At 67.9% G+C, this 18748-nt stretch carries 23 protein-coding genes and 1 tRNA gene; 10 read left to right on the top strand and 14 right to left on the bottom strand.

Annotation, left to right across the window (positions count from 1 at the left end):
- Nucleotides 1-7: 7 nt before the first annotated feature.
- A complete protein-coding gene (locus tag AUR65_RS17810) occupies nt 8-484 on the top strand; it encodes a hypothetical protein (protein ID WP_058568460.1) in 477 nt (158 codons plus the stop codon).
- Nucleotides 485-491: 7 nt separating this feature from the next.
- Here the strand turns inward: AUR65_RS17810 and mtnP are convergent, their stop codons facing one another.
- The 3 genes from mtnP to AUR65_RS17795 form a co-directional block, all read right to left on the bottom strand.
- Entirely contained in the window at nt 492-1352 is an 861-nt protein-coding gene (gene mtnP, locus AUR65_RS17805; RefSeq protein WP_058568459.1) for an S-methyl-5'-thioadenosine phosphorylase, read from the bottom strand.
- Between the two features lie 45 nt (nt 1353-1397).
- A complete protein-coding gene (locus tag AUR65_RS17800) occupies nt 1398-2393 on the bottom strand; it encodes an AEC family transporter (RefSeq protein ID WP_058568458.1) in 996 nt (331 codons plus the stop codon).
- Nucleotides 2394-2510: 117 nt separating this feature from the next.
- Complete coding sequence (locus tag AUR65_RS17795; RefSeq protein ID WP_004044241.1) at nt 2511-3224, bottom strand: phosphoribosyltransferase; 714 nt, start codon at nt 3222-3224, stop codon at nt 2511-2513.
- Between the two features lie 210 nt (nt 3225-3434).
- On the opposite strand from AUR65_RS17795, the gene AUR65_RS20105 reads away from it, so the two are divergent.
- Nucleotides 3435-3605, top strand: coding sequence for a DUF7563 family protein (locus tag AUR65_RS20105; protein WP_004044240.1), 171 nt, complete (start codon nt 3435-3437; stop codon nt 3603-3605).
- A gap of 107 nt (nt 3606-3712) precedes the next feature.
- On the top strand, nt 3713-4612 hold the full coding sequence (locus AUR65_RS17790) for a PhzF family phenazine biosynthesis protein (RefSeq protein ID WP_058568457.1): 900 nt from the start codon (nt 3713-3715) through the stop codon (nt 4610-4612).
- A gap of 45 nt (nt 4613-4657) precedes the next feature.
- On the opposite strand, the gene AUR65_RS17785 is transcribed toward AUR65_RS17790, so the two are convergent.
- Genes AUR65_RS17785 through AUR65_RS17765 form a run of 5 tightly spaced genes read right to left on the bottom strand, consistent with a single transcriptional unit; the run spans nt 4658 to nt 6977 of the window.
- Nucleotides 4658-5425, bottom strand: coding sequence for a proteasome assembly chaperone family protein (locus AUR65_RS17785; RefSeq protein ID WP_058568456.1), 768 nt, complete (start codon nt 5423-5425; stop codon nt 4658-4660).
- Between the two features lie 57 nt (nt 5426-5482).
- Nucleotides 5483-5674 (bottom strand): RNA-protein complex protein Nop10, encoded by a 192-nt coding sequence (locus AUR65_RS17780; RefSeq protein ID WP_058568455.1) that lies wholly within the window; start codon nt 5672-5674, stop codon nt 5483-5485.
- A 4-nt stretch (nt 5675-5678) separates the two neighbouring features.
- The gene (locus AUR65_RS17775; protein WP_058568454.1) at nt 5679-6479 is read right to left on the bottom strand and encodes a translation initiation factor IF-2 subunit alpha; all 801 of its coding nucleotides are present in this window, start codon (nt 6477-6479) and stop codon (nt 5679-5681) included.
- A gap of 18 nt (nt 6480-6497) precedes the next feature.
- Complete coding sequence (locus AUR65_RS17770; protein WP_004044235.1) at nt 6498-6692, bottom strand: 30S ribosomal protein S27e; 195 nt, start codon at nt 6690-6692, stop codon at nt 6498-6500.
- Nucleotides 6693-6695: 3 nt separating this feature from the next.
- Nucleotides 6696-6977 carry a 50S ribosomal protein L44e gene (locus tag AUR65_RS17765; RefSeq protein WP_004972860.1) on the bottom strand — a complete coding sequence of 94 codons (282 nt, stop codon included), beginning with the start codon at nt 6975-6977 and terminating at the stop codon, nt 6696-6698.
- 201 nt (nt 6978-7178) lie between these two features.
- On the opposite strand from AUR65_RS17765, the gene AUR65_RS17760 reads away from it, so the two are divergent.
- The gene (locus AUR65_RS17760; RefSeq protein WP_058568453.1) at nt 7179-7439 is read left to right on the top strand and encodes an HAH_0734 family protein; all 261 of its coding nucleotides are present in this window, start codon (nt 7179-7181) and stop codon (nt 7437-7439) included.
- Here AUR65_RS17760 and AUR65_RS17755 read toward each other — a convergent pair.
- Nucleotides 7436-9799, bottom strand: a complete 2364-nt coding sequence (locus AUR65_RS17755) for a DUF2298 domain-containing protein (protein WP_058568452.1) — start codon at nt 9797-9799, stop codon at nt 7436-7438. The genes AUR65_RS17760 and AUR65_RS17755 overlap by 4 nt on opposite strands.
- Before the next feature lie 95 nt (nt 9800-9894).
- Here AUR65_RS17755 and AUR65_RS17750 point away from each other — a divergent pair, with 95 nt between their 5' ends.
- The 5 genes from AUR65_RS17750 to AUR65_RS17730 all read left to right on the top strand — a co-directional run bounded on the left by AUR65_RS17750 (nt 9895) and on the right by AUR65_RS17730 (nt 12632).
- Nucleotides 9895-10680, top strand: a complete 786-nt coding sequence (locus AUR65_RS17750) for a glycosyltransferase (RefSeq protein ID WP_058568451.1) — start codon at nt 9895-9897, stop codon at nt 10678-10680.
- The gene (locus AUR65_RS17745; RefSeq protein ID WP_058568450.1) at nt 10673-11140 is read left to right on the top strand and encodes a GtrA family protein; all 468 of its coding nucleotides are present in this window, start codon (nt 10673-10675) and stop codon (nt 11138-11140) included. Before AUR65_RS17750 ends, AUR65_RS17745 begins: the two co-directional genes overlap by 8 nt.
- Before the next feature lie 60 nt (nt 11141-11200).
- Nucleotides 11201-11275, top strand: a tRNA-Met gene (locus AUR65_RS17740).
- A gap of 380 nt (nt 11276-11655) precedes the next feature.
- Nucleotides 11656-12162, top strand: a complete 507-nt coding sequence (locus tag AUR65_RS17735; protein WP_058568449.1) for a hypothetical protein — start codon at nt 11656-11658, stop codon at nt 12160-12162.
- Nucleotides 12163-12206: 44 nt separating this feature from the next.
- Nucleotides 12207-12632, top strand: coding sequence for a Rieske (2Fe-2S) protein (locus AUR65_RS17730; protein ID WP_004064939.1), 426 nt, complete (start codon nt 12207-12209; stop codon nt 12630-12632).
- Nucleotides 12633-12653: 21 nt separating this feature from the next.
- Here AUR65_RS17730 and AUR65_RS17725 read toward each other — a convergent pair whose 3' ends face one another.
- The 5 genes from AUR65_RS17725 to AUR65_RS17705 form a co-directional block, all read right to left on the bottom strand.
- Nucleotides 12654-13613, bottom strand: a complete 960-nt coding sequence (locus AUR65_RS17725; RefSeq protein WP_058568448.1) for an aminotransferase class IV — start codon at nt 13611-13613, stop codon at nt 12654-12656.
- Complete coding sequence (locus AUR65_RS17720) at nt 13610-14320, bottom strand: anthranilate synthase component II (protein ID WP_058568447.1); 711 nt, start codon at nt 14318-14320, stop codon at nt 13610-13612. The genes AUR65_RS17725 and AUR65_RS17720 overlap by 4 nt, the downstream gene beginning before the upstream one ends.
- Nucleotides 14317-15831, bottom strand: coding sequence for an aminodeoxychorismate synthase, component I (pabB, locus tag AUR65_RS17715; protein WP_058568446.1), 1515 nt, complete (start codon nt 15829-15831; stop codon nt 14317-14319). Before pabB ends, AUR65_RS17720 begins: the two co-directional genes overlap by 4 nt.
- 113 nt (nt 15832-15944) lie before the next feature.
- Nucleotides 15945-16706 (bottom strand): helix-hairpin-helix domain-containing protein, encoded by a 762-nt coding sequence (locus AUR65_RS17710; RefSeq protein ID WP_058568445.1) that lies wholly within the window; start codon nt 16704-16706, stop codon nt 15945-15947.
- 44 nt (nt 16707-16750) lie between these two features.
- A complete protein-coding gene (locus tag AUR65_RS17705) occupies nt 16751-17560 on the bottom strand; it encodes a shikimate dehydrogenase (protein ID WP_058568444.1) in 810 nt (269 codons plus the stop codon).
- Nucleotides 17561-17731: 171 nt separating this feature from the next.
- On the opposite strand from AUR65_RS17705, the gene AUR65_RS17700 reads away from it, so the two are divergent.
- Nucleotides 17732-18703, top strand: a complete 972-nt coding sequence (locus AUR65_RS17700) for a calcium/sodium antiporter (RefSeq protein WP_058568443.1) — start codon at nt 17732-17734, stop codon at nt 18701-18703.
- Nucleotides 18704-18748 lie beyond the last annotated feature (45 nt).

Here is an 18748-nt window from a genome sequence, read left to right as displayed (position 1 = left end):
CTCGGACGTGCCCCATCCGACCCTGCTCTCCAGCACGCTCCGACGACTGACGGTCGCGGTCTCACTCGTCACGTCGACACTGTTCGCGGCGCTCGCGGCGGCGATTCTGTTTCCCCAGTCGGAAATCTGGACGTGGGCGCTCCTGTTTTTCCTCCCCATCTTCTGGTTGCACTGCTACTTCCCCGGTTACGTCTCGCACAGTCCGACCTCGTTCGGCCGCGTCCGCGAGGTGGTCACGTCGCCGCGGGCGGTCCGCGAGTGCGTCGTCTGCGGCGAGGCCGACGACCGGGGCGTCGGCCGGGAGTTCAGCACGCAACTCGTCGTCGCGGGCATCCCGCTCGCGACGACCGACCGCGGGGAAAACGAGTACTGCGCGCGCTGTCACGCGGTCGAGTTCTCACCGACCGACGAGGCGGCGCGTGGCGAACGCGAGGTCGTGAAGTCGGAGGACGATTCGGCAGAATCCGCAGAACTGAACGGCTGAGGCCGGCTCAGTCGACGTACGTGTCGATGAGCGGCGCGAGCTTTTCTTTCGTCTCGGCGGGGATGGCCTCGTCGGGCGTGTTGATGGTCCCTTCGAGCGCAGTGTGACTGTCGGTCTCGTGGCCGTCGGGAATCTTGCGGATGGCGGCCTCGACGGTCTCCTTGATGGCCTCCTCGTTGGCGGCGGCGTTCTTCAGCACTTCGTCGAGCGTGACTTCGCTGTCTTCCTTCCAGACGTCGTAGTCGGTGACGCCGGTGATGGTCGCGTAGGCCATCTCGGCCTCCCGGGCGAGTTTGGCCTCGGGGATGGTCGTCATGCCGATGACGTCCCAGCCCTGCGCGCGGTAGTGTTCGCTTTCGGCCTTCGTGGAGTACGACGGGCCCTCGATGCAGACGTAGGTTCCACCCTCCTGGACCTGCGCGTCGGTCGCCTCTTCGGCGGCCTCGGCGAGGATGGAGACGAGTTCCTCGTCGTACGGCATCGCGAAGGGCTGGTGGACGACGATGCCCTCGTCGAAGAACGTCAGCGGGCGGTGTTTCGTGCGGTCGTAAATCTGGTCGGGGACGACGAGCGTCTGCGGCGGCAGGTCCTCTTTGAGACTGCCGACGGCGTTGCTGGCGAGGACGTGGGTGACGCCCAGTTTCTTGAGCGCGAAGATGTTCGCGCGGTAGGGGAGCGTCGTCGGCGAGTGCTGGTGGTCCGGGCCGTGTCGCGGGAGGAAGACGACCTCGCGGCCGGTGTCGCCGAACTCGCCGACGATGGGCGTCGTCGAGGGTTCGCCGAACGGCGTCTCGACGGGTTCCTCGCGGGTGTTCTCCAGCGGGAGCGCCTCGTAGATACCGCTGCCACCGATGAATCCGATTTTCATACTCGAAGGTCGGGGAGGGCGCACAAAATCGTGGCGGAACGGGGGCTACACCACGAAGCCGTGGTTCAAGAGGTAGATGAGTACCGAGAGCGCGGGCACACTGAGGAGCGTCGTCGCGAAGACGGCCGCGGAGACGAACTCGGCGAGCGAGGTGGCAGAGCCGGTCCCCGAGGCGTCGCCGAACTCCGCGACGAGGATGAGCGGCGTGACGGCCGCGGGCATCGCAGATTCGAGGACGAACGTCCGCGCGACCGTCGGGTCGCCGAAGCCGGCGACGAGCGCGACGCCGACCGCGACCGCGGGCGCGACGACTATCTTGAGCGCGGCGACGACGCCGACCTCCGAGAGCGTCGAGCCGAGGTCGGCACCCGCGAGTTGGATGCCGAGGATGAGAAGCATCATCGGAATCGACGAGTCGCCGACGAGCCGCAACGTCTCCATCGCGGGGACGCCCGTCGGCGGGACGACGCCGAGCCAGCGGGCCGCGAGCGCGGCGACGACGGCGTACACGAGCGGGATGCGGACGATGCGTTCGAGGCCGACGCGCCACCCCGGTGCGCCGTCGTCGCGGTCGGTCCCTCGCCCGGCGATGTACACACCTAACGTGTAGATGAGGACGCTCTGGACGGCGAGGTAGACGACGGCCGTCGAGCGGCCGGTGTCGCCGAAGGCGAACGAACTGACGGGGATGCCGTAGTTCCCGGAGTTCGGAAAGGCGGCGACGAGGACGAGCGCGCCGAGGAGAGGTTCGGAGATGCCAGCGAGTCGGGCGACGCCGCCCGCGACGAGGAGCATGGCGACGTGGTAGACGACGACGCCGGCGGTGATGGTCGCCAACGTCTCGCCGGCGAGTTCGGTCGTCGCGAGGCTGTAGAACACGAGTACCGGCGCGAGGACGTACACCGTAACCGTGTTGAGCGGTTCGGGGTCAACGTCGCGGACGCGACCGAGGACGAAGCCGACCGCGCCGATGGCGAGAATCGGGAGAAGCGCGCTGACGAAGATAGAAAACAGCGACATGCGCGTGCCGAAGCGCGTCACGCAAACGAACGTTTCGCTTCGGGCGAGTCCGGGCGGTGGTCGGACTCAGGCGGTCGGAGCGCGCCGAACGAAGCAGAAGAAACCGAAGACCGTCGAAGCGGACCGAAAGAGCCGCGTTCAGGCCCCGACGCCGTCGTTTTCGAGGAGTCGCCACGCGCCGTCGCCGGTGGACTCGACGTAGCCGCGGCGCTCCATCTCGGACATGACTTCCGGCATCCGGTCGGGTTGGGCGATTTCCATCTCGATGCGGTCCACGTCGTGGAACTCCGCGAGGTAGTGGCGGATGTCTTCGAGTTCGAAGGTGTCGTCGTCGGCTTTCGCCATGACGCCCGAGGTGAGGTCTATCATGTCCTCGATGAAGTTCCACGGGTAGACGACCCACGCCCACTCTTCGAGGCGCTCGCCGACGTAGTCGGGTTCGAACTCGCTGGTCTGGAGGAGTTGGAGCGTCGCGGTCCGGACCTCGCCCGCGTTGCGCTCGTTGACGTACTCGTGTGCGCGCTTGATGGAGCCGCCGGTGTCGGCGATGTCGTCGATGATGAGCACGTCCTTGCCCTCGACGCTGCCTTCCGGCATCGGGTAGCGGACCTCCGGCTCGTTCGATTTCTGGGCCGTCCCGACGTAGTGTTCCATCTTCAGGCTCGTCAGGTCGTCCAGCCCGAGGAAGTCACAGATACACCGGCCCGCGAACCAGCCGCCGCGGGCCAACGCGACGATGACGTCGGGTTCGAACTCGGATGTCTTGACCTCGTCCGAAACGTCGCGGCAGAGGCCGTAGATGTACTCCCAGTTCGTGATAGTACAGTTAAACTCGTCGGGGAGGTCGCCCATATCTTCCGTTCACCGTGCGTACTGCCGCGCCTGACGCCCTTTAATCTGTACGACTCGCCCCGCCCGTGTGTCGGCGTGTCAAAACCGCTCGAACCGACGTTATGCGACGACTAACCGGAAAACCCGTCGTTCAGGCGGACACTAACGCATGTTAACAAGGGTCATAGTTATGTCGAGTGCCGGAGTATGCGGATTTGTAGGTGAAACAGAATGCACACGTGTGGTAACTGTGGTGAGTTCGTCTCCCGAGACTTCGTCCGCGTCTTCGGCAACGACATGGACGAGGTCGTCGGGTGTCCAGCCTGTATGAACATGCGCGAAGTGATGCAGGGCGACGGCGCAGCTCAAACGAGCGGCCGCGTCCGGTGGACCCGCGCGTGAATCGGCCGCTATCGACCGACCCGCGCTCGTCTCCTTCTCTCCAACTTCTCGCCTAATCCGGCCGCCGACCCGCTGGTTTGATACATCGCCGTGTAGTGCGCCTTTCCATGGATAGCCGACGCGCCCTCCTCGTCGACGCTTTCACGACCGAACCGCTGTCCGGAAACGCGGCCGGCGTCGTCCCCGACGCCGACGGCCTCGACGCGGAGCAGATGCGCGCCGTCGCCGCCGAACTCGGCGCGAGCGAGACGGCGTTCGTCTGCTCGTCGGCCGCCGCAGACCGCCGTATCCGCTATTTCACGCCGCAACAGGAAGTCGACCTCTGCGGGCACGCGACTATCGCGGCTCACGCCCACCTCGCGGCCGAGAGCGAACTCGAACCGGGCACGCACACGCTGGAGACGAACGTCGGCACCCTCGACATCGAAATCGGCGACCTCGGCGAGGTGTGGATGACGCAGGACGCGCCGACGGTGCGCCCGCTCGAAGTCGACTACGACCGCCTCGCGGCGGCGCTCGGCGTCGACGACGCCGCGCTCCGCGACGTGGGCGCGGACCTCCCCGTCGCGGTCGCCTCCACGGGGCTTCCCTTCCTCGTCGTCCCGGTCAACTTCCTCGAACACCTCTCGGGTGCCGACCCGGACGACGCCGCCATCGCCGACCTCGCCGCCGAACACGACGCCGCGGGCGTCTACGCCTTCACCTTCGACGCCATCGACGGCGATTCCACGCTCCATGCGCGGTGTTTCGCGCCCGGTATCGGCATCTCCGAGGACCCCGCGACCGGCACCGCCGCGGGTGCCTGCGGCGCGTACCTCCGACAGGTCGGCGCGTTCGACTCCATGCCGGACGAACTCCGCTTCGAACAGGGTCACTTCGTGGACCGGCCGGGCACCGTCCGCGTGCGAGTCGGCGCGGAGATACGCGTCGGCGGCCGCGCGGTGCAGTCGCTCGACGGCGAAGTCGTCGTCCCGGAGTTCGCAGACGACGACATCATCGAAGCCTGAACGCCCGGGCTGAAAACGAGACGGTCCGTGACGGCCGGAGCGGCCTCAGCCGATGTACCGGAGGTCGTCGTCGCTGGCGATGGTTCCCTGCTGTTGCTGTTGCATCTCCTGAATCTTCGCGGCGACTTCCTTCATCTCCTCCGCGCGCTCTTCGAGCGACTCGAAGTCGACGCTGAACTCGAGGAGGTCCTGCAGGACTTCGATGACGACCTGCGCGCTCTGGGGGTCGACGAGGTAGCCGCTCGTCTCGCCCATCAGGCACGTCGCGTCGAGGCCGCGGCGAGCGCCGAGGCCGAGAAGCAGTCCCGAGACACCGACGACGCCGCCGGCGGGTTCGTCTTCGCGGAACTCGACGCCCGCTTCTTCGAGTTCGTCGAGGCGCGATTCGTCGGCGACGGCCCCGAGGACGGATGGTTCGTCGACGAGTTCGCCGGTCGGGACGCCGCCCAGCGCGAACAGTCGCTCGACGCCGAACTCCTCGGCGATGTCGAGGAAGGCGTCGGTGAGGTGGTAGTGGCCCTCGTTGGACTGCGCCTGATGGTCGCCCGTCAGCAAGAGCAGGTCCGGCCCCTCACCGGGCGTCTCGACGGCGTGAATCGCGGCGTGGGTCAACTCGGCGACGCCCTCGTCGATGCTCACCTGCGGCGGGAACACGTCGGCGTAGACGCGGCGGACCAGCGTGGCCTCCTCGAACTCCTCCAGCAGGTGCTCGACGGCGAGTTTGCCGACGTTCCCGACGCCCGGCAGCCCCTCGATGAGGACCGGGTCGGTGAGGTCGACCTCCTCGACAGCCTCGATTTCGATGTCGTCCATGCACGTAGTGGCGGCCGCGCCGGTTAAGAGAGCGTCGGTAGCCGAAGACGCAGACGGCTACTCCGACTCCTCGGCGAGCCGGCGCTTCCGCGCGCGGCGGTACTCGCCGTAGGGGTCTTCGGGATTGTACGGGGCGGGCGCGCTGTTCTCGGTGGGTGCGCCGCACTCCGGACAGGTCTCAGAAAGTGAGTACACCGGGCGGTCGTGGCGGTCGCGCCACGCGCTGCACACCCGGATGTCAGATTTCATGCGATTACTCTTCGTCGCCGCTGCGTTCGCGGTGGTACTCCGCGGTTCCGCCCGCGGCCTCGATGACCTCGCGGGCCCGAGCGACGCTCGATTCGAGCTCCGTCTCGGCGGTCTTGTAGTCGGGCGCTTTGACCTTGACGCGGTACTCGGGCGCGCCGACGTACGTGACCGACAGTTCGATTTCGTCGCCGATTTCGCCGTCGCCTTCGGCGGCCTTCAGGGCCTCCTTTACGTCGTCGACGCCGTCGCCCGCGGGCGAGCGCAGGTCGACGTAGCCGGTGACGTTGACGTACGGCACCGACACGTTCTGACGCGCGGTGTCGACGATGGCATCGAGTTCGTCGTCGTCGAGTTCGACGTCTTCGAGCGCTTCGAGACCGTGAATCGCGGCCTGCTCGAAGCCGTCGTAGAGCGATTCGAACTCGGCGAGCAGGGCGTTAGCGATGGACTGGTAGCGGTCGTCGGCGATGTCCTCGCCGAACGCCAGCGCCATCCACTTGTCGGCCTTCTGCTCGTTTTTCCACTCCTGAATCTTCTCTTTGCGCTGGTGCTCGTTGACGTCCTTGATCGAGAGGTCGATCTGCTGAGAGCTCTCGTTGACCTCGAGCACTTTAGCGACGACTGTCTGTCCCTCGCGGACGTGGTCGCGAACGTTCTTGATCCATCCGCTGGCGACCTCGCTGATGTGGCAGAGGCCGCGTTTGTCTTCGTACTCTTCGAGGTCGACGAAGACGCCGAAGTCCGCGATGTCGTCTACCTTTCCGACGACGAGTTCGCCGGGGTCAGGCCATCCGCTGTACTTCATACGAGGTCCTCCAGGGAGTTACGCCTCAAGTTCGTCGCTGTCGCGACGCTCGACCGTCTCGACGACCTCGCCGTGGAACTCGGCGTTGCCGCCGGTCGGCGTGGCGAGGGTCGTTCCGCAGACGGCGCAGTTGACGACCGAGGAGGCCTTTCCGAAGACGACCTGTTCGTTCTCGCAGTCGCTGCACGCGACCTTGTAGAAGTTTCCTGCCATGATTTACTCCTGGAACTCCAGGCGACCGGCGCGCCAGCCCTCGCGCATGTGGGCCTTGCCACAGTCGGAGCAGATGTACTTCAGGTGGGTCTTCTTCGTCGGCTTGTCGCCACCGGGCACCTTGGAGAACTTGCCGGCGTTACCGATGGTGGCCTTGCCTCGTCGCGTCTGACGGGCGTTCCACTTCATGCCGGTCGGGCGTCCCTTCCGGACCTTCTCCACTTCGTGCTCGTGGTGACCCTTGCAGTTCGGGCAGTACGTGTTGAAACGGCGTGGCATCTGCATAGATATCGACCTTGTGGTGGGTTTTGGTGTGGCCCGTTAAAACCCGTTTGGTTCGACGCGGCCCCTGAACCCGCCGTGACCGGGCGTTCTCCGTGTCACGTGTGGGCAGGCCACGGTGACTGCACCGCCCGCGGTTCCCCCGCCGCGCGCCGCACGCCCGAAGCCGAAGCGGTTAAGCGGTGACTGTGCCAATCCCGGCACATGAAGAAGCTCATCATCCACGGCGACCCCGGCGTCCGCCGCGACGGCGTCATCGAGTACGACGGCGAGGAGTACGTCCTGTTTTCCGTCGACCGACAGGGCGACTGGCACGGCCCCGACCGCGTCCAGCTGTGGTGCACCGTCGGCACCGAAGACGAGCGCGAGGCGTTCGAAAAGCGCGAGTTCGTCCCGCACTGGCTCGACACCGAGGGCGTCGACGCCGAGGCCGTCGAGGTCGTTCGCGAGCGCGGCGCGGCCTAAGGTAGTCTCGCTTCTTCTACCTCGTAGACCACGACCGACCCCGACCGGTGGACCGGCGTCAGCCACGCCACGTCCGTCTCTATCTCCCCGTAGCGAGCGCGCTCGCCCGGTCCGACCCACACGTACTGCACGTCGTACTGCTCGATGAGCCGCGCCCGCGTCGACTCGTTGCCGACGTACATCGCGTCCACGTCGCGCACGCGGTCGTAGTACGCGTCGGGGCCGCGGTAGCCGACCTCGTGCGCCCAGCCGGCGACCGTCGGCACGCCCGTCAAGCTCGACTCGGGGTTCCCGCGCCAGCCGTACATGACGGTCTCGCGCTCGTCGCTCACGGTCGCGGACCACGTCGTCCCCGGCGCGGTGAGCATCGTCGGGTTGCCCTCGACGGTCTCGTCGAGCCACGTGATGGCGGCCGACTCGTCTCCGTGCCACCATTCCGCGAAGGCCGTCGCGTCCAGCGTCTCCTCCTGTCGAGGGGTGTCCGCGTGGTCGGCGACGGCCAGTCCGCCGTACACCGAGGTGGAGGCGACGAGTAAGACGACGAAGGCGACGCCGACGGCGCTGACCGCGCTCCCGCGGACGCTGAGGTCGACCTTCGGAAGCGACACGTCGCTCGCGGCGACCGCGTCGCCGACGAAGCCGGCCAACACGGCCCCCATCGCGCTCCCCCAGAGCACCCAGACCTGCATGTACGTCTTGAACACCGTGTTCATCCGACCGGGCCCGGCCTGCTCGTTCACGTAGACGAATTCGACGAGCGTCACGAGGCCCGCGCCGGCGACGACGAGCACCGTCTCGAACCGCGGGTCGTCGGCGAACCGGAGGAGCACCCAGCCGACGGCGACGAGGGGGGCGACGAGCGCGAGCGCGGCGAACGAGTGGACGGCCGCGACGACGGTCAGCGCCGCGAAGCTCCCGAGGAGCACGGCCCACTCGCGCCCGCCGAGCCCGTCCTGCGCCCCGAGGCGACGGACGTAGTAGCCCGCGAACGCCGCGAGGAACGCCCCGTGGACGAGCGCCAGCACGCCGAACCCACTTCGCTGGTCGGGCGCGAGAATCTCGACCGTCCGGGCGCTTCCCCCGCCCGCGACCGCGCCGAGGAGGAACGGGCTGGCGAGGACGGCCGCGACGACGCCGGCGAGGCCGACGGCCGCAATCGTGCCACCGAGACGAGCGAGTTCGCCGGCGACTGGGTTGTCGCCGACGGCCGAGCGAACGCGCTCTCGGCCCGGAAACAACGTCCACGGGCGCGCGGGTGCGAAAACCATCCCGAGGAACAGCACGCCGAACACCGAGGGGAAGCTCCACGTGTCGATGACGACTTGGAGCGCGCCGACGAGCGTCGTCGCGGCGACGAGGAGGCGGCGCTCCCCGACCGCTTCCTCCGGCGTCCGGAAGTACGCGAAGGCGAGGCCGGCCGCGAGGAGCAGAAACGGCGTGCCCATCATGTGGGCGTGGAGGTCGCCGTTGAGCCACGCGAAAAGCGGGAACTCGTTGATGGTGCCCGGAATCACGCGGCTCGCGCTCCAGTACGAGAAGTTCGAGGCCCCGGCGAGCACCTGCTCGACGGTGTACTGCGACCGTTCGGCGACAGCCTGCGCGACGGGCCGGCGCAGTCCCTCGGGGAGCGCGGCGAGGGCGAACCGCCCCGCGGTGACGAGGTTGCTGGCGAAGCCGACGAAGAACGCCGAGAGCAGGCCGGCGATTCGACCGTTCGCGCCCGCGGCGGCCGCGACGCCGCGTCCGAGTTCGAACGCCGCGGTGACGAGGACCCCGAAGAAGCCGGCGAGCGCGAGGTTGTAGGCGAACGACGGGTCGGTGGCGGTGAGCCGCGCGAGGAGAATCGACACGAGGTGGCCGCCGTAGTAGTAGCGGACCGGTTCGCCGGCGAACCACATGTCCTCCGGCGGGAGGACCGACGCGCGAGCGAGCGACTGGAGAAGGCCGAAGTCGAGGAACTTCTCGCCGCCGCCGGCGTGGACCGACGGGTCGAGCGCCCGGAGCGAGACCGCGAACAGGAAGGCGACGAGGAACACCGCGGCCGCGTCGGCGACGGCGCGCCGGTCGATGTCGAGGTCGGGCGCGAGTCGGAGGTCGCCGCGGCGGAGCGCACCGAGGTCGAGCCCCGCGACCGCGGACGTGACGAGGAGCGACCCGACGCCAGCGACGAGGGCGACGGGGCCGAACGAGAGGTGGCCGACGTAGTAGGCCGGGAGGGTCAACGCGACGAGCGAGACGGGGAGGGCGAGTCCGGCACCGCGACCGGGAAGGCGTCGGAACAGGCGGGTCGAGAGGGGAAGGGCGACCGCCCAGAGGGCCGCGAACAGCAGCAACCACCGGACCACGAGGGCGTACTCCATCTGTCCGATGACTGCGCCGCGGGTGCAATACGTTTTGTGATGGCCGGTGCGCCCAGAGCGGTTCGCTTTTTACCCCATTGAGTGAATGGTCGTGCATGTCGCAGTCTGTCGGGATGGTGGTCCCCGCCTATCGACCCGACCCAGAGCGTCTGGTCCCCTACGTCCACGCCCTCGTCGAGGCGCTGGACCCCGAGGTGGTCCGCGTCGAACTCGACGCGCCGCGACCCGAGACGCTCGACGCCCTCGACGCCCTCCCCGCCGTCGCCCACGTGAACCCGGTCGACGCCCGCCGCGGCAAGGGCGCGGCCATCACCGCCGGGTTCGAGTCGCTCCGCACGGACATCCTCGCGTTCGCCGACGCCGACGGGAGCACCCCGGCCGCGTCGATGGCCGACGTCGTCGCCGCCGTCCGCGACGGCTCCGACCTCGCCGTGGGGTCGCGCCGCCACCCGAACGCGACCGTCGCCTCCCACCAGACGGTCGCCCGGCGCTACCTCGGCGACGGCTTCGCGTGGCTGGCTCGCCACCTGACCGAAGTCCCGCTGTACGACTACCAGTGCGGCGCGAAGGCCATCACCGCCGCGGCGTGGAACGACGTTCGGACCCACCTGTACGAGCCGGGGTTCGCGTGGGACATCGAACTCATCGCCGTCTCGGGCGCGTTCGGCCACCGCGTGGCCGAGGTGCCGGTCGTCTGGGAGGACCAGCCCAACTCGACGGTCTCGCCGGTCGATACGACGCTCAAGATGGCCCGCGGGCTGCTCCGGTCGCGCCACCGCGCCCGGACGATTCGCGAGGACCGCCTCCACGAACTCATCGACGCTCGGAACGACGAGCGGACCCTCGTCGAGCAGTTCTCGGCGGAGGTCACGGATGACTGACCGGCTCTCGGCGCTCGTCTCCGGCACCCGCTTCGGCAAGTTCGCCTCCGTGGGCGCGGTCGGCGCGGTGTTCGACCTCTCTCTGAGCAGTCTCCTCATCGTCTTTTTCGGCGTCGCCAACGAACTCGCGAAGCTCGCCGGCGCGGAGCTCGCAATCATCATCATGTTCGTCATCAACGACCGCTGGACGTTCGCGGGCGCGGGCTCGGACCTCCTCACCGCGAAGGTGCGGCGCTTCGTGAAGTCGAACCTCGTGCGGAGCGGCGGCCTGCTCGTGCAGGTGCTCGTCGTCCGGGCGCTCGGCGAGGTGCCGCTGTCGATTCCGGTCGCCGGTATCGACCTCTGGGAACTCATCCCACTCCCCCTCGCTATCGGCGCGTCGATGCTCCTGAACTACGTCGCCGAGAGCCTGTTCACGTGGCGCATCGCGGCCCGTTCGAGTCAGCGCGACTCACGGTGAAAATTGACACACAGCGGTCGAAACAGAAGTCTTAACAATAGCAGACTCGTTTGTTGATTCAGCGGGATGGGATAGCCAGGAGATTCCGCCGGGCTCATAACCCGGAGATCGGTAGTTCAAATCTACCTCCCGCTATGGTTTTGCTGACCTCAACTCCTGAGCGCCGAGTCTCGGCTCGGCGCGACCCACGAGGTCAGCCTCATAGCGCAGTAGATTTGAACCGGGGAGCGTCAGCGACCGGGGTTCAACTCTACCTCCCGCTATTCTCCTGAAAACTACACCCCAAGCAGCGCGGTTTATCGCGCTGCGGCGGCCCGTTTTCCGTGGTAATCGCAACAGGTAGTTTGAACTAGAGACTCGAGCGAAGCGAGAGTCGCGTCGTTCAAATCTACCTCCCGCTATTCTCCTGAAAACGACACTCCAAGCAGCGCGTCTCGAACGTTATACTTCGCCGACAAAATTTATTCAGTTGTCTCCAGTACCACCTGTATCGACCCTGCCGCTTTGCACCACCCATGCCCTCTCTGACACGTCTTACCCCATTCCCTCGGATTTTCGCCATCGAGGTCGTCCTCGCCGTCGTGTTTCTCGCCATAGGGGTGGTTCCGTTTGTTCTGTTCTCGGAGACGGGGCTCTCCGCACCTTCCGGAGCCGGGTGGCTGTGGGGGCCTGCCCTGTTCTCGCTCATTGCGCTCTGGGTTTTTCTCGTCGCGCACGCTCTCGGCGACGGGTGGCATCTGCTTCGGCGTCGAAAAATCGACGCGCTGGACGACCGAGAGAGTCTCGTCAACGGCGTCTTTCGGACGGTCGCAACGCTCTCCGCACTCGCGGCACCAGTCGTTCCGCTCGTTCTCGTAGACCGCTCGTCGGATGCGCCGCTGCCACCGGGGGCAGCCGTGGCAATCGCCCTGTTCATTGCTGCGCCGCTGTGTGTGGCCGCCGTGACTGTTCTCCTGCATGCTGGGTGGTTGCTGTGGGTCGGTGGTGACTCGTCGCGCGGTTTAGACACGGGACTGTACTGACCGCTTTCGAAGGAGATTTTCGACCCCGACCCAACGAGAGCACAATGAGCGACCTCGAACGAATCTGCGCGGTGGGCGACGTGCCCGACGACACGACCTTTCTCTTTCGGGTCCGCGCGGCCGACGACGCCGACGCCGAGGAGCGCGAGGCCATCCTCGTGCGCACCGACGACGGCATCCAAGGCTGGCTGAACTACTGCATGCACTTGACGCACATCAAACTCGACAAGGGGTCGGGCGCGCCGATGCGCAACGGCGAGGTCATCTGCCAGAACCACGGCGCGTACTTCGAGGCCGACACGGGCTACTGCAACTACGGTCCCTGCGAGGGCGCGGTGCTCGACGACCTCGATATCACGGTCGACGGCGACCACGTCTTCCTCTCGGACGACGAGTTCGACTACGTCGGGCAGGGCGAAATCGAGACCGACCCCGCCGACCGGAGTTCGAGTTCGAACGTCGAGTTCTGACGGCGGGCGCAGCGCGGCGACTCAGTTCTCGCCGTCGTCGTCGCCGCCATCGTCGCTGTCTCCGTTGTCGTCGCCGTAGTGGCGTCGCTCCACGTAGTCGTCGTAGAGTCGCGAGAGCAGTTTCGTTACTGGCCCATCGCCCACTTGGATGCCGTCGACCGTCTCGACCGGCCGGAGTTCCCACGTCGAGTTCGTGAGGAACGCCTCGTTCGCGCCGCGCACGTCGTCCGGCGTGAAGCGTCGTTCCCGAATCGGGATGCCCTCCTGTCGAGCGAGGTCGAGGACGACGCGGCGGGTGATGCCCGGGAGAACGGGACCGTCGAGACTCGGCGTGCAGAGCGCGTCGTCCTCGACGAAAAAGAGGTTGCTCGTCGCGCCCTCGGTGACGTAGCCGTCGGCGTCGAGCATGAGCGCCTCGTCCGCGCCGGTGACGCGGAGTTCGACGCGGGCGAGGATGCCGTTGAGGTAGTTGTGCGTCTTCGCCCGCGCGGGAAGCGACCGGTCGGGGATGCGCCGGGTCTTGACCGTCTGGACCGTCGCGGGGCCGTCCCACACGGGGTCGGAGCCGCGGCCGCCGCGAGAGAGCGGTTCCACGATGACGACGACGCGGGGGTCGACCGCCTCGGCCGGCGTGAGGCGGCCGCCCTGACTGCCGCGGGTGACCGAGAGCCTGACGTACGCCTCGTCGAGGTCGTTCGCCGCCAGCGTCTCGTCGATTCGCGCGCGGAGGTCGTCGTCTGACAGGCCGTGGTCCATCCCGAGCGCGTCGCACGTCTCGGCCAGTCGGTCGGCGTGGGCGTCCCAGTGGAACACCTCACCGCCGTAGGCGCGGAGGGTTTCGAAGGCCGCGTCGCCGTAGAGGAAGCCGCGGTCGGTGACCGGAATCGACGCCGACTCGGCGGGGGCGAGTTCGCCGTCGACGTGGTAGCGAAGCGACCGACTCTCGTCGTCGCCGTCGCCGCTGTCGCCGCCGTCGCTCATCGCTCGCCCTCCCACGCGTCGGCCGCCGGGCCGTCGCCCGCGGCGAGCGCGACGAAGTTGCGGACGATGTCCTTCCCCGAGTCGGTGAGGATGCTCTCGGGGTGGAACTGCACGCCGACGTGGGGCTTCTCGCGGTGGCGAACGCCCATCACGACCGAGGGCTCGTCTCCCTCGTCAGTATCGGAACCGCCGGTTTCGGACCCCTCTGTGACCGTGTAAGCCGTCACCGTCAACTCGGGGGGAATGTCCTCGTGTTCGACCGCGAGCGAGTGGTAACGGCCGACTTCGATTCTGTCTGGAAGCCCGGAAAAGACCCCCGCGCCGTCGTGTTCGACGAGCGACGGTTTCCCGTGGACGACGTGGGGCGCGTGGCCGACGGGGCTCCCGAGGGCGGCACAGAGCGACTGGTGGCCGAGGCAGACGCCGAGCGTCGGGTAGTCGAGGTCGCGGAAGACCGAGACGGAGACGCCGGCGTCCGCGGGGGTTCCGGGGCCGGGCGAGACGACGATGCCGTCCGGGTCGATGTCGCGGATGTCGTCGGCCGAGAGCGCGTCGTTGCGGTAGACGAGCACGTCGTCCGAAGCGTCTGAACTGCTCCCGTCCGCGCTCTCGTCTCCACCCCGCGCCTCGGTGACCGCCTCGCCGACGTACTGCACGAGGTTGTAGGCGAACGAGTCGTAGTTGTCGATGACGAGGATACGCGTCATCGCTCCGCCCCCACGGTCATGTTCGCGCGCTCGCCGAGCGCCTCGTCGATGGCGGTGATGAGCGCCCGCGCCTTCGCCAGCGTCTCGTCGTACTCGCGTTGGGGGTCCGAATCGTGGACGATGCCCGCGCCGACGCGGAGGTGGTACTCGTCTCCGAAGCGGACGAGCGTCCGGATGATGATGTTCAGCACCGCGCGGTCGTCGAAGCCGACGGCGAACATGCTCCCGGTGTAGGGGCCGCGCCGGGTGGCTTCGAGTTCGTCGATTATCTCCATCGTCCGGGGCTTCGGCGCGCCCGTGATGGTCCCGCCGGGGAACACCGCGGCGATGGCGTCGGCGAGGCTGGTCCCCTCGCGCCGGGTCCCCTCGACCAGCGAGACGAGGTGCATCACCTCCGAGTAGCGGTCTACCCGGCGGTACTCCGTCACCTCGACCGACCCGTACTCGGAGACCTTTCCGAGGTCGTTGCGTTCGAGGTCGACGAGCATCGCGTGCTCGGCGCGCTCTTTCTCGTCGGTCGTCAGGTCGGCCTCCAGCGCGTCGTCCTCCTCGGGCGTCGCTCCCCGCGGGCGGGTGCCGGCGATGGGTTCGGTGACGAGGCGGTCGCCCTCGACGCGCAAGAGGAGTTCGGGGCTGGCGCTCACGAGGTCGACGCCGGGGAGTTCGAGAAGACCCGAGTACGGCGCGGGGTTGACCTCACGGAGCGCCGCGTAGGCGTCCACCGGGTGGACCGCGGCGGGCGCGACGAGTCGCTGCGAGAGGTTCGCCTGAAACGTGTCGCCGTCGCGGACGTACCTCTTCGCGGCGCGGACGCGGTCGGCGAACGCCTCCCGGCCGCAGGCGCTCTCGAACGTCGCCTCGTCGGCCTCGACGGGCGCGGAGACCGGCGCGGGGTCGCCCTCGACCGCTTCGACGGCGAGGTCGCTCGCTCGTCCTCGCGCCTCGTCGTAGACGGCGTCGAGGTCCGCGTCGGCCTCGACGGCGGGACAGCAGGTGACGCGGAGCGTCGTCTCGCCGTCGTCGGGTCGGGGTTCCTCCCACGACGCCACGAGGTCGTACAGGCCGAGTTGCAGGTGTGGGAGCCCCCGGTCGTCGGTCGTCTGCTCGGGGAGCGATTCGAGTTCGCGGGCCGCGTCGTACGAGAGCCAGCCGAACAGGCCGCAGGGGTACGGCACGTCGCAGTCGCCGCGGACGAGCGTCTCCGAGTCGACGAGGGATTCGAGCGCGGCGAGGCTCGGCGCGGGGTCGACGCCGGGTTCGCCCCAGTCGTCGTCGGTCGGGTCGTCAGCGGTCAGGCGCTCCGCGGGGTCGACGCCGAAGGCACCCCAGCCGGGTTGCCCGCCGGTCGTCTCGTAGAAGAAGCCGCCGGAGCCCCAACGGGCGCGTCGGTAGGCGTCGAAGGGGTCCGAGACGGCGACGCGGACCTCGACGGGGACGCGCGCGCCGGCAGACGCGACCGCGGCGGTCGCGCGAAAGTCGTCGCGGTCGGTGACGACGGTCAATGCGGTCATTACCCACACCAGTCCGTCCGCCGTGTAAACGGTTTCGCGACGTATCTACGAGGTGTCGAAAGCGGTCGTCAGTCGGGAGAAAAGCCGCGTCGGTCGCCCGAGGCGCGCGTCGGTTACGCGTCGCCGGCGCGGTCGATCCAGCGCTGGACGCGCTTCGGCGACACGTCGATTTCGTCGCCGACCTCGTCGGCGTCGGCCGCCGCGAGGTCCGCGATGGTCTCGATACCGATTTCGGAGAGGCGCTCGGCGTACGCCGGACCGATGCCGCGAATCGTATCGACGGTCGGCGCGTCGGGGTCGGCGGTCGACTCGTCGGCCGTTTCGTCTTCATCTTCCGGTTCCTCGTCGGCTTCGTCGGATTCCTCGTCCGGTTCCTCGGCGTCTTCTTCGTCCGCTTCTTCGGCGTCGGATTCGTCGGGTTCAGACTCGTCTTCGTCCTCGTCTTCGAGTTCGGGTTCGTCGTCGACCTCCGGTTCGTCCTCGGCCTCGGGTTCGCCGGATTCGTCTTCGGCCTCGGGCTCGGACTCAGGCTCCGGTTCGGCTTCTTCGTCCTCGGGTTCGGCTTCCTCGATGGCGTCGGCCGCCACCTCGGCGTCGTCGCGGGTGTCGTCGTCGTCCGCTTGGGACTCCGCGTCGGCTTCGTCTTCGACCGCGTCGTCGGTCTCTTCGTCCGCCGTCTCGTCCGCCGATTCCGTCTCCTCGACCGGCTCCTTCACCGCGGCCTCGGTCTCGGTGTCCGGTTCCTCGCGCTCGGTTCTGGTGTCGCGTTCGACCGTAACGGTCGCCGTGTCGTCACGTCCCTCCTTCGAGGAGGACGACGAGTCGCCACCAACGAGGGATTTCCAGAGCGACGAAATAGTGTCAAGCAAGCCCATGTTACCTTCTCCTATGCAATCCCGTTATTTAAAAACCAGCGGCCTCAGTCGCTTTCGAGGTGACTCCGGAGCGCGGCGTTCATCGCCTCGACGGGCGCGTCGCGGCCGGTCCACAGTTCGAAGGCTTCGACGCCCTGCAGGAGGAGCATCCACGCGCCGTCGATGGTGACCGCGCCGGCCGCGGCCGCCTCGCGGAGGAGTCGGGTCTCCAGCGGCGTGTAGACCGCATCGAGCACCGCGAGGTCGCCGTGGAGGTACTCCGCCGAAACGGGCGTCTCGTCGGGCGATTCCATCCCGACGCTAGTCGCGTTGAGGAGGACGTCCGCCTCTCGAATCCGGTCGAGCGTGTCCAGTCCGCCGCCGGTCGCGCCGGGGACGGCCTCGGCGAGTTCGACCGCGGTCTCGGCGGTCCGGTTGGCGACGTGGACCGACGCGCCGGCGTCGGCGAGGGCGAACGCGGCGGCCCGCCCCGCCCCGCCGGCACCGACGACCACGGCGTCTTTCCCGTCGAGTTCGACGCCGTGGCGTTCGAACGACCGGGTGACGCCCGCCGCGTCGGTGTTGTAGCCCGTCGGCGTCTCCCCGCCGAAATCGACCGTGTTGACCGCGCCGATGCGCTCTGCGAGCGGGTCGGGGTCGACCAGTTCGAGCACGTCCTGTTTGAACGGGATGGTGACGTTCAGCCCCGAGACGCCGAGGGCGTCCGCGCCGTCGACGGCCGCTGCGATGTCGTCGCGTGCGGGTTCGAACGTGACGTATCTGGCGTCGAGACCGGTTTCCTCGTAGGCCGCCTCGTGCATCGGCGGCGACAGCGAGTGGCCGACCGGGTTGCCGACGAGACCGTAGACTTGCATGGGCGGGAGGTGTCCTGCCGGCGATATAACTCGCCCGCCCGCGTCGGATTCCGCCGGGACTCGACGGCCGCGCGGTGCGGGTTTCGACCCACTTCGCTCTCCCATGATAGATTGTCGCTGACTCGTGGTGTACCGGCGCGCTTTTAGTCCCCCGTTGGTCTACTCCCGCGTATGTCGGCACTCGCAACCCTGCTCTCCTTCGATACCGCGCTCCTCGTGGCGGGTATCGTCGCGCTCTATCTCGGGGCCGAGGCGCTCGTCGAGGGCGCGTCTCGACTCGCCATCGGCCTCGGTCTCCGGGCGGCCATCGTCGGTGTGACCATCGTCGCGTTCGCGACGACCACCCCCGAACTCTTCGTCGCGGTCCTGAGCGGGCTTGGCTACAGCGCCGACCTCGGCCTCGGTGCCATCGTCGGCTCGAACATCGCCAACATCGGCCTCGTCCTCGGCATCTCGGCGCTCATCCAGCCGATGGGCGTCTCGACCACGACGCTCCGCCGACACGTTCCGTTCATGATTGCCGCGGCGGTCGCGCTCGTCGCCCTCGGGATGGACGGGAACCTCAGCGCCATCGACGGCGGCGTCCTCCTGCTCATCCTCGTCGCGTTCACGGGTTACCTGCTCTACCGCGCCCGGTCGGCGACGGCAGACGCCCTCGGCGCGGACGAACTCGACATCGAGGACGAAGACGAGGTGTCGGCGCAGTTCAAGGACGTGCTCTACCTCGGTCTCGGCCTGCTCCTCCTGTTCATCGGCTCGAACTGGCTCATTCAGGGCGGAAAGGGCCTGCTGGAGGCGTACGGCTTCAGCACTCGATTCATCGGGTTGACCGTCCTCGCGTTCGGTACTTCCCTGCCGGAACTCGCGGCGTCCGTCATCAGCGCGGTCCGCGGCGAGTCGGAGTTCAGCATCGGCAACGTCGTCGGCTCCAACATCTACAACGTCGTCGCCGTCCTCGGCATCCTCGCCATCATGGTCCCCGTGAACGTCCCCGCGAGCACCATCTCCTTGGACTTCCCGGCGCTCCTCGTGTTCACATTCGGTGTCATCGCGCTGATGCTCCGCAACCGCAACGTGTCCCGTCTCGACGGCGGCATCCTCGTCGTCGGCTATCTCGTGTTCTTCTGGCTCATCCTTCCCTAACGCCCCGCCGGGCGACTCGTCCGCACCTCGCTCCCGTTTCGGGAG

The sequence above is a fragment of the Haloferax marisrubri genome (assembly GCF_001469875.2).
In the GTDB taxonomy this organism is placed as follows: domain Archaea; phylum Halobacteriota; class Halobacteria; order Halobacteriales; family Haloferacaceae; genus Haloferax; species Haloferax marisrubri.
The sequence above is the reverse complement of the archived record's forward strand: the minus strand, read 5'-3'. Positions and strand labels throughout refer to the sequence as shown.

What these genes read in the sequence shown, in the direction of transcription:
- mtnP (WP_058568459.1), bottom strand. Translation starts at nt 1,352, where the DNA reads ATGAAAATCGGATTCATCGGTGGCAGCGGTATCTACGAGGCGCTCCCG.
- AUR65_RS17795 (WP_004044241.1), bottom strand. Translation starts at nt 3,224, where the DNA reads ATGGGCGACCTCCCCGACGAGTTTAACTGTACTATCACGAACTGGGAG.
- AUR65_RS20105 (WP_004044240.1), top strand. Translation starts at nt 3,435, where the DNA reads ATGCACACGTGTGGTAACTGTGGTGAGTTCGTCTCCCGAGACTTCGTC.
- AUR65_RS17790 (WP_058568457.1), top strand. Translation starts at nt 3,713, where the DNA reads ATGGATAGCCGACGCGCCCTCCTCGTCGACGCTTTCACGACCGAACCG.
- AUR65_RS17785 (WP_058568456.1), bottom strand. Translation starts at nt 5,425, where the DNA reads ATGGACGACATCGAAATCGAGGCTGTCGAGGAGGTCGACCTCACCGAC.
- AUR65_RS17780 (WP_058568455.1), bottom strand. Translation starts at nt 5,674, where the DNA reads ATGAAATCTGACATCCGGGTGTGCAGCGCGTGGCGCGACCGCCACGAC.
- AUR65_RS17775 (WP_058568454.1), bottom strand. Translation starts at nt 6,479, where the DNA reads ATGAAGTACAGCGGATGGCCTGACCCCGGCGAACTCGTCGTCGGAAAG.
- AUR65_RS17770 (WP_004044235.1), bottom strand. Translation starts at nt 6,692, where the DNA reads ATGGCAGGAAACTTCTACAAGGTCGCGTGCAGCGACTGCGAGAACGAA.
- AUR65_RS17765 (WP_004972860.1), bottom strand. Translation starts at nt 6,977, where the DNA reads ATGCAGATGCCACGCCGTTTCAACACGTACTGCCCGAACTGCAAGGGT.
- AUR65_RS17760 (WP_058568453.1), top strand. Translation starts at nt 7,179, where the DNA reads ATGAAGAAGCTCATCATCCACGGCGACCCCGGCGTCCGCCGCGACGGC.
- AUR65_RS17755 (WP_058568452.1), bottom strand. Translation starts at nt 9,799, where the DNA reads ATGGAGTACGCCCTCGTGGTCCGGTGGTTGCTGCTGTTCGCGGCCCTC.
- AUR65_RS17750 (WP_058568451.1), top strand. Translation starts at nt 9,895, where the DNA reads ATGTCGCAGTCTGTCGGGATGGTGGTCCCCGCCTATCGACCCGACCCA.
- AUR65_RS17745 (WP_058568450.1), top strand. Translation starts at nt 10,673, where the DNA reads ATGACTGACCGGCTCTCGGCGCTCGTCTCCGGCACCCGCTTCGGCAAG.
- AUR65_RS17735 (WP_058568449.1), top strand. Translation starts at nt 11,656, where the DNA reads ATGCCCTCTCTGACACGTCTTACCCCATTCCCTCGGATTTTCGCCATC.
- AUR65_RS17730 (WP_004064939.1), top strand. Translation starts at nt 12,207, where the DNA reads ATGAGCGACCTCGAACGAATCTGCGCGGTGGGCGACGTGCCCGACGAC.
- AUR65_RS17725 (WP_058568448.1), bottom strand. Translation starts at nt 13,613, where the DNA reads ATGAGCGACGGCGGCGACAGCGGCGACGGCGACGACGAGAGTCGGTCG.
- AUR65_RS17720 (WP_058568447.1), bottom strand. Translation starts at nt 14,320, where the DNA reads ATGACGCGTATCCTCGTCATCGACAACTACGACTCGTTCGCCTACAAC.
- pabB (WP_058568446.1), bottom strand. Translation starts at nt 15,831, where the DNA reads ATGACCGCATTGACCGTCGTCACCGACCGCGACGACTTTCGCGCGACC.
- AUR65_RS17710 (WP_058568445.1), bottom strand. Translation starts at nt 16,706, where the DNA reads ATGGGCTTGCTTGACACTATTTCGTCGCTCTGGAAATCCCTCGTTGGT.
- AUR65_RS17705 (WP_058568444.1), bottom strand. Translation starts at nt 17,560, where the DNA reads ATGCAAGTCTACGGTCTCGTCGGCAACCCGGTCGGCCACTCGCTGTCG.
- AUR65_RS17700 (WP_058568443.1), top strand. Translation starts at nt 17,732, where the DNA reads ATGTCGGCACTCGCAACCCTGCTCTCCTTCGATACCGCGCTCCTCGTG.